The sequence below is a fragment of the Streptomyces sp. WAC04114 genome, from assembly GCF_019733245.1.
Classification (GTDB): Bacteria; Actinomycetota; Actinomycetes; order Streptomycetales; family Streptomycetaceae; genus Streptomyces; species Streptomyces massasporeus_A.
Genome location: NZ_JAIGQA010000085.1, coordinates 25147 through 31441 on the forward strand (window position 1 = coordinate 25147; position 6295 = coordinate 31441).

Consider the following 6295-nt stretch of genomic DNA (forward strand, 5'->3'; position numbering starts at 1 on the left):
GTGCCGCGGTCATGACCGACCGGCCCCCGGCGGGCAGCGGGTCCGGCACCGCCGCCCGCCGCCGCGGCCGCCCCCCGCGCACGGAGGCGGCGGACACCCGCGACCGCATCCTGACCGCCGCCCGCGACGAGTTCTCCGAGCGCGGCTACGAGAAGACGTCCGTGCGCGGCATCGCCAAGTCCGCCGGCGTCGACTCGGCCCTCGTGCACCACTACTTCGGCACGAAGGAGCAGGTCTTCGAGGCGGCGATCACCCTGTCCTTCGGGCCCGCCCTCCAGGCCCCGAAGGCCATCGAGGAAGGTCCGCTGGACGGGGTGGGGGAGCGCCTGGCCCGCTTCTTCTTCGGCATCTGGGAGAACCCGGCGACCCGCGCGCCGCTGCTCGCCATCGTCCGGTCCGCCCTCACCAACGACACCGCGGCCGCCGTCTTCCGGCGGATCATCGCCACCCAGGTGCTGCGCCGCATCGCCGTACAGCTGGAGCTGCCGGACGCCGAGCTGCGGGCCGAGCTCGCCGCGGCACAGCTCGTGGGCACCGCGATCCTGCGCTACGTCCTCAGGATCGAGCCGCTGGCCTCGGCGGACCCGGAGCAGGTCATCGCGCGGCTCGCACCCGTCGTACAGGGACATCTGACTGATCCGTAAAGCCTGCGGGTGAGCGATCCGTAAGGCGCGCGGGTGAGCGATCCGTAAGGCCTGCGGGTGCCGTGGCCGAGACAGGCGTCCCGCATTCCGGACGCACCGTCCCGCCCACTGGATGACCGGCGTACGCTCGGTAGCAGTCAGAAATCTCCGAATCCTCTGACGCAGTCTCTGAAGGAGCGAGCGACGATGCCCGAGCTGAGGTCCCGCACAGTCACCCACGGCCGCAACATGGCGGGCGCCCGCGCCCTGATGCGCGCCTCCGGTGTACCGGGCGGGGACATCGGCCGCAAGCCGATCATCGCGGTCGCCAACAGCTTCACCGAGTTCGTCCCCGGGCACACGCACCTGGCGCCGGTCGGCCGGATCGTCAGCGAGGCGGTCGTCGCCGCCGGCGGCATCCCGCGCGAGTTCAACACGATCGCCGTCGACGACGGCATCGCCATGGGCCACGGCGGCATGCTGTACTCCCTGCCCTCCCGCGACCTGATCGCGGACAGCGTGGAGTACATGGTCGAGGCGCACTGCGCGGACGCCCTGATCTGCATCTCCAACTGCGACAAGATCACCCCGGGCATGCTGAACGCCGCCCTGCGGCTCAACATCCCCACGGTCTTCGTCTCCGGCGGCCCGATGGAGTCCGGCCGCGCCACCCTGGTCGACGGCACGGTCCGCACGCTCGACCTGGTCGACGCGATCTCCGACGCCGTGAACGACAAGATCTCGGACGAGGACATCCTCCGCATCGAGGAGAACGCCTGTCCGACCTGCGGCTCCTGTTCCGGCATGTTCACCGCCAACTCGATGAACTGCCTGACCGAGGCCATCGGCCTGTCCCTCCCGGGCAACGGCTCCGTCCTCGCCACGCACACCGCCCGCAAACAGCTGTACGTGAACGCGGCCAACACCGTCATGGACATCACCCGCCGCTACTACGAGCAGGACGACGAGACGGTCCTGCCCCGCAGCGTGGCATCCTTCGCGGCCTTCGAGAACGCCATGGCCCTCGACATCGCCATGGGCGGCTCCACCAACACGATCCTGCACCTGCTGGCCGCCGCCCAGGAGGCCGGCGTCCCCTTCGGCCTGGACGAGATCAACGCGGTCTCGCGCCGCGTGCCGTGCCTGGCCAAGGTCGCGCCGAACGTGGCCAAGGACCGCACGTACTACATGGAGGACGTGCACCGCGCCGGCGGCATCCCCGCCCTGCTCGGCGAGCTGCACCGGGCCGGCCTGCTCAACGAGGACGTGCACTCCGTGCACAGCCCGTCCCTCGGCGACTGGCTGAAGACCTGGGACGTGCGCGGCGGCTCCCCGTCCGCCGAGGCCGTCGAGCTGTGGCACGCGGCCCCCGGCTGCGTCCGCTCCGCCGAGGCCTTCTCCCAGTCCGAGCGCTGGGAGGCCCTGGACGAGGACGCCGAGGGCGGCTGCATCCGCTCCGCCGAGCACGCCTACTCCAAGGACGGCGGCCTCGCGGTCCTCAAGGGCAACCTGGCCGTGGACGGCTGCGTCGTGAAGACGGCCGGCGTCGACGAGTCCATCTGGACCTTCGAGGGCCCGGCGGTCGTCTGCGAGTCGCAGGAGGAGGCCGTCCAGAAGATCCTCACCCAGCAGGTCAAGGACGGCGACGTCGTCGTCATCCGCTACGAGGGCCCCAAGGGCGGCCCCGGCATGCAGGAGATGCTCTACCCGACCTCGTACCTCAAGGGCCGAGGCCTCGGGAAGACCTGCGCGCTGGTCACGGACGGCCGCTTCTCCGGCGGCACCTCCGGTCTCTCCATCGGCCACGCCTCGCCCGAGGCGGCCGCGGGCGGCACCATCGCCCTGGTCGAGGACGGCGACCGCGTCCGCATCGACATCCCGAACCGCTCCATCGAACTGCTGGTGGACGACGCCGAACTGGCCCGCCGCGAGCAGGCGCTGAACGGCGTGTACGCCCCGAAGAACCGCGACCGCAAGGTCTCCGCGGCGCTGCGGGCCTACGCGGCGATGGCGACGAGCGCGGACAAGGGCGCGGTGCGGGACGTGTCGAAGCTGGGCTGATCCCTGTTCGCGCCGAGGGCCGTCTCCCGCTGCCGGGGGCGGCCCTCGGCGCGTTCGCTCACCAGGCGGCCGGATCGCGGCCGTTGACGGCGAACACCGTCCCGTCCGGCGCACTGCCGTAGACCCGGTCGCCCACCACCACCGGCTCGGGAAGGGAAGCCGGGACCCGGTCGGAGCGCTCACCCAGCCGCACCGGCGTCTGCCCCACGAGCTTGCCCCGCCGGGCGTCCACGGCGAGCAGCCGGCCGTCGGGCGCGCTCACGTACACATGGCGGCCGTCGGCCGCCGGTGTGGATGCCCGCACGACCCCCGTCTCCAGGCTCCAGAGCTGCTCGCGCGCCTTCAGATCGACGGCCGTCAACGCCCCGCCTGCCGCCATGAGATGCACGACGTCCCCGCGGACACCGCCCTGGACCTGCGCCAGGGGGACGCGCAGCGGCACCCGCACGGTCGTGCGGCCGCGAGGGTCGTAGCGCACGACGGCCCGGGCCTCCCCGCGCACGGCGTCGACGGCGACCGCCACGAGCGACCCGTCCGCAGTGCCGACGGCCTCCAGGTTCCCGTCGAGCCGTGCCTGCCACCGAACCTCACCGGTCCGCGGATCCACCGCCGTGACCCGCGTACGGTTTCCGTCGCCGGACCCGCCCACCGCGTACGCCAGCCGATCACCGGGGAACGAGACGAAGTACGGCACGTCCTGCCCGGGCACCCGACGGCTCCACCGCACCCGGCCCGAGGCGGCCTCCACGCCGCTGACCATGCCGTCGGACGCGGTGAGCAGCACCATGCCCCCCACGGCCCGCAGACCGCCGTACGCCGGCAGCTCCTGCTGGGACACCTCGCCCGAGGCCAGCTCGACGGCTGTCACCTCCCGCCCATGACCGAGTCCGCCGAGCACTCTGCCGCCCGCCACGACCGGGGCCCCGGCCGGCGGCCCGCTCGCGGCAGCCCCCTTCAATGCCTGCCGCCACAGCAGCCGCCCGTTCACGGCGTCGCGCGCGAACACCTGCCCGTCCTGCGCACACACCAGAGCGGGCGTGGCGTACGAGCACTGCGGCATGCTCCGGCCGTCGAGCGGCTCCGCCTCCCACCCCGAGAACGCGGCGGTCGTGGTCCGCGGTGAGGCGACCCCCCGCGTCTGATCCGCGCTCCCGGGCAGACCCACCACCGCCAGTACTGCGGCGACGGCCAGCCCGAGCGCCCCGGCCACCACGGCCCCTCGCTTGCGCAGCCGGCCGGGGCGCTCGCGCGCGGGCACCTCCGGGGCGGGCGCTTCGGGCCCGGCCTCCTCCGGTTCCTCCTCGGTCGGCTGCCGCGGTAGGAAGACCTGCGTGTCGTACGAGGCCGCGACCGACCGCAGCTCCCGCATCAACTCGTCCGGCGTGGGCCGGTCCTCGGGCTCCTTGGCGAGGCACCGCTCCACCAGCGGCGCGAGACTCTCCGGAACGCCGGTCAGATCCGGCTCGTCATGCACGACCTGGTAGGCGACGACATACGGGCTGTCCGAGTCGAACGGCCCCCGCCCCGTGGCCGCGTGCACCATCACCGACCCGAGCGCGAACACGTCGGCGGCGGGCCCCACCTCCCGGGGGCGCCGGAACTGCTCCGGTGCCATGAAGGGCGGCGTCCCGATCAACTTGCCTGTCTCGGTCCGCAGTTCGCTGTTCTTCGGCCGGGAGATGCCGAAGTCGATGACCTTGGGTCCGTCCTCGGCGAGGAGTACGTTGCTCGGTTTGAGATCCCGGTGGACCACACCGACCCGGTGGATGTCCCGCAGCGCCTCGGCCAGTCCGGCCATCAGGCGGCGCAACTCGGCAGGGCTCATGGCCCCGTTCCGCTTCACATGGTCGGACAGGGTCGGGCCGGGGATGAACAGGGTGGCCATCCAGGGCCTTGCGGCCTCCGAGTCGGCGTCGACGACGGACGCGGTGAAGGCACCGCTGACCTGCCGCGCGGCCGCCACCTCCTGTCTGAACCGCCCTCTGAACTCGGGATCCTTGGCGAACTCGGCATGGACGACCTTCACCGCCAGCCTCATCCCCGAGGTGCTGCGCGCGAGATGCACGATGCCCATGCCGCCGGAGCCCAGCGGGGACTCGAGCCGGTAGTGACCGGCGTACTCGGGAAGTTCCGCTTCCGCGCCCGCCCCGATGTTGCTCTGCGGCGCCATGAAACCACCCCCGTGATCTTCGTCCGCGCGCGCGACGCACGGAGCCTAGTCGATGACTCGTACGGGACAGAGGCGGCTTGCTAGTCTCCGCGTGCGAGTTGCGTACATGTGTTTCATGTCGTGATTCAGGGGAATCAAGGGGACCCATGACAGCCATGGGCTCCAACGGGGGAGGTTTTCCATGTCTGTCGACCGTGTCGAAGAGACGGCGAGCGGCCAGGGGGCGCAGGCGCACACCGCCGAGGCCACGACCACGGCCCTGCGCTACTACTCGGTCGCGCCGGGCGTCCGTGTCAACGTCCGCAGCGGCCCCGGCACCAACTACACCGTCGTCCGGGTCCTGCCCGAAGGGGCGAAGGTGGCGATCTTCTGCCAGTCGCCGGGCACCCGGGTGACGGGCCCGTACGGCACGACGAGCATCTGGGACAACATCGACAACGGGCAGTACGTCTCGGACGCCTATGTGCAGACCGGCAGCGACGGCTACATCCGCCCGCGCTGCTCCTGAACCCACCCGCGGTGCTCGACGCCACTACCCGCTCGTGCCGGATGCCCGTGTCCGTCCGCGGCGGCCCAGGCGCCGACAACACCGGCGTCCTGACCCTGCTCCAACGGCGAGTACGTCTCGGATGCCTATGTGCAGACCGGCAGCGACGGCCACGTCCGGCCCCGCTGCAGCTGAGCCGCTCGGAGCCCGCGGTCACCCCGGGGCCATAATCGACGCGTGAGCGACGACACCGGCACCCAGGAAACCCCTGCGGGCTCCACCGGCCCCCGCCCCGAGCCGATCCGCTTCTTCGGCAGCACCTGGGTCGAGCACGAGGGCGGCTACGCGGCCCGCCGCACCGCCGTGGCCGTCGGCTCCCTCGCGGCGGCCGCCGCCTCCTGCCTCGTCCTCCGCCTCGCCTACCAGGGCCTCCAGATCGCCGCGATCGGCGGCTTCGTCACGCTCCTCATGGTCGTGATGTTCGCGATCTGCAGCGCGATGGCCTTCCGCCACACCTGGGACGGCTTCACCCGCCGCCACGACCCGGACCGCCAGGCCTCCCTGCGCGGCCTCCTGGCCGTCGGCTTCGTCGGCTCCCTCCTCGCCTACTTCTTCCGCTCCCTCACCGAGGCCCCCGGCGAGAGGCTCCACCGCGAGGAGTACGAAGAGGCCCGCAGGCAGTACGAGAAGCGCACGACCCGCCGCTCGGGCAACCCGAGGAACCGCCGCCGCGCCTAGCCCCCCGGCCTGCTGCCCCTACCGAGCGGCCACGATGCGCTCCACCGCCGCCGTCACCAGGCATGCTGCTCGCACTCCGCGTCCGTGAAGACGAACGGCGTCACCCTCACCCGCCTCACCCGCCGCCAGGGCATGTCCCGAGCTTGCGACTCCCGAACAGCCCGACCCTCCAGCCCACTTCGGCATCCGCTCCGGCGGCAGTGCCCCGCCCAACGG

5 protein-coding genes are annotated in these 6295 nt (G+C 72.3%); 4 read left to right on the forward strand and 1 reads right to left on the reverse strand.

The genetic code is table 11. The annotated features are described in order from the left end of the window. The first annotated feature begins 11 nt into the window (after window positions 1-11). Together K4G64_RS21840 and ilvD are read left to right on the forward strand one after the other, a co-directional pair. On the forward strand, window positions 12-644 hold the full coding sequence (locus tag K4G64_RS21840) for a TetR/AcrR family transcriptional regulator (protein ID WP_221757710.1): 633 nt from the start codon (window positions 12-14) through the stop codon (window positions 642-644). 186 nt (window positions 645-830) lie between these two features. Beyond that, window positions 831-2684, forward strand: a complete 1854-nt coding sequence (gene ilvD / locus K4G64_RS21845; RefSeq protein ID WP_221757711.1) for a dihydroxy-acid dehydratase — start codon at window positions 831-833, stop codon at window positions 2682-2684. Window positions 2685-2742: 58 nt separating this feature from the next. Here ilvD and K4G64_RS21850 read toward each other — a convergent pair whose 3' ends face one another. After that, the gene (locus tag K4G64_RS21850; RefSeq protein ID WP_221757712.1) at window positions 2743-4854 is read right to left on the reverse strand and encodes a serine/threonine-protein kinase; all 2112 of its coding nucleotides are present in this window, start codon (window positions 4852-4854) and stop codon (window positions 2743-2745) included. 181 nt (window positions 4855-5035) lie between these two features. Here K4G64_RS21850 and K4G64_RS21855 point away from each other — a divergent pair, with 181 nt between their 5' ends. Both K4G64_RS21855 and K4G64_RS21860 read left to right on the forward strand, forming a co-directional pair. Further along, on the forward strand, window positions 5036-5362 hold the full coding sequence (locus K4G64_RS21855) for an SH3 domain-containing protein (protein WP_221757713.1): 327 nt from the start codon (window positions 5036-5038) through the stop codon (window positions 5360-5362). A gap of 216 nt (window positions 5363-5578) precedes the next feature. Beyond that, window positions 5579-6079 (forward strand): EamA/RhaT family transporter, encoded by a 501-nt coding sequence (locus K4G64_RS21860; protein WP_221757714.1) that lies wholly within the window; start codon window positions 5579-5581, stop codon window positions 6077-6079. Window positions 6080-6295 lie beyond the last annotated feature (216 nt).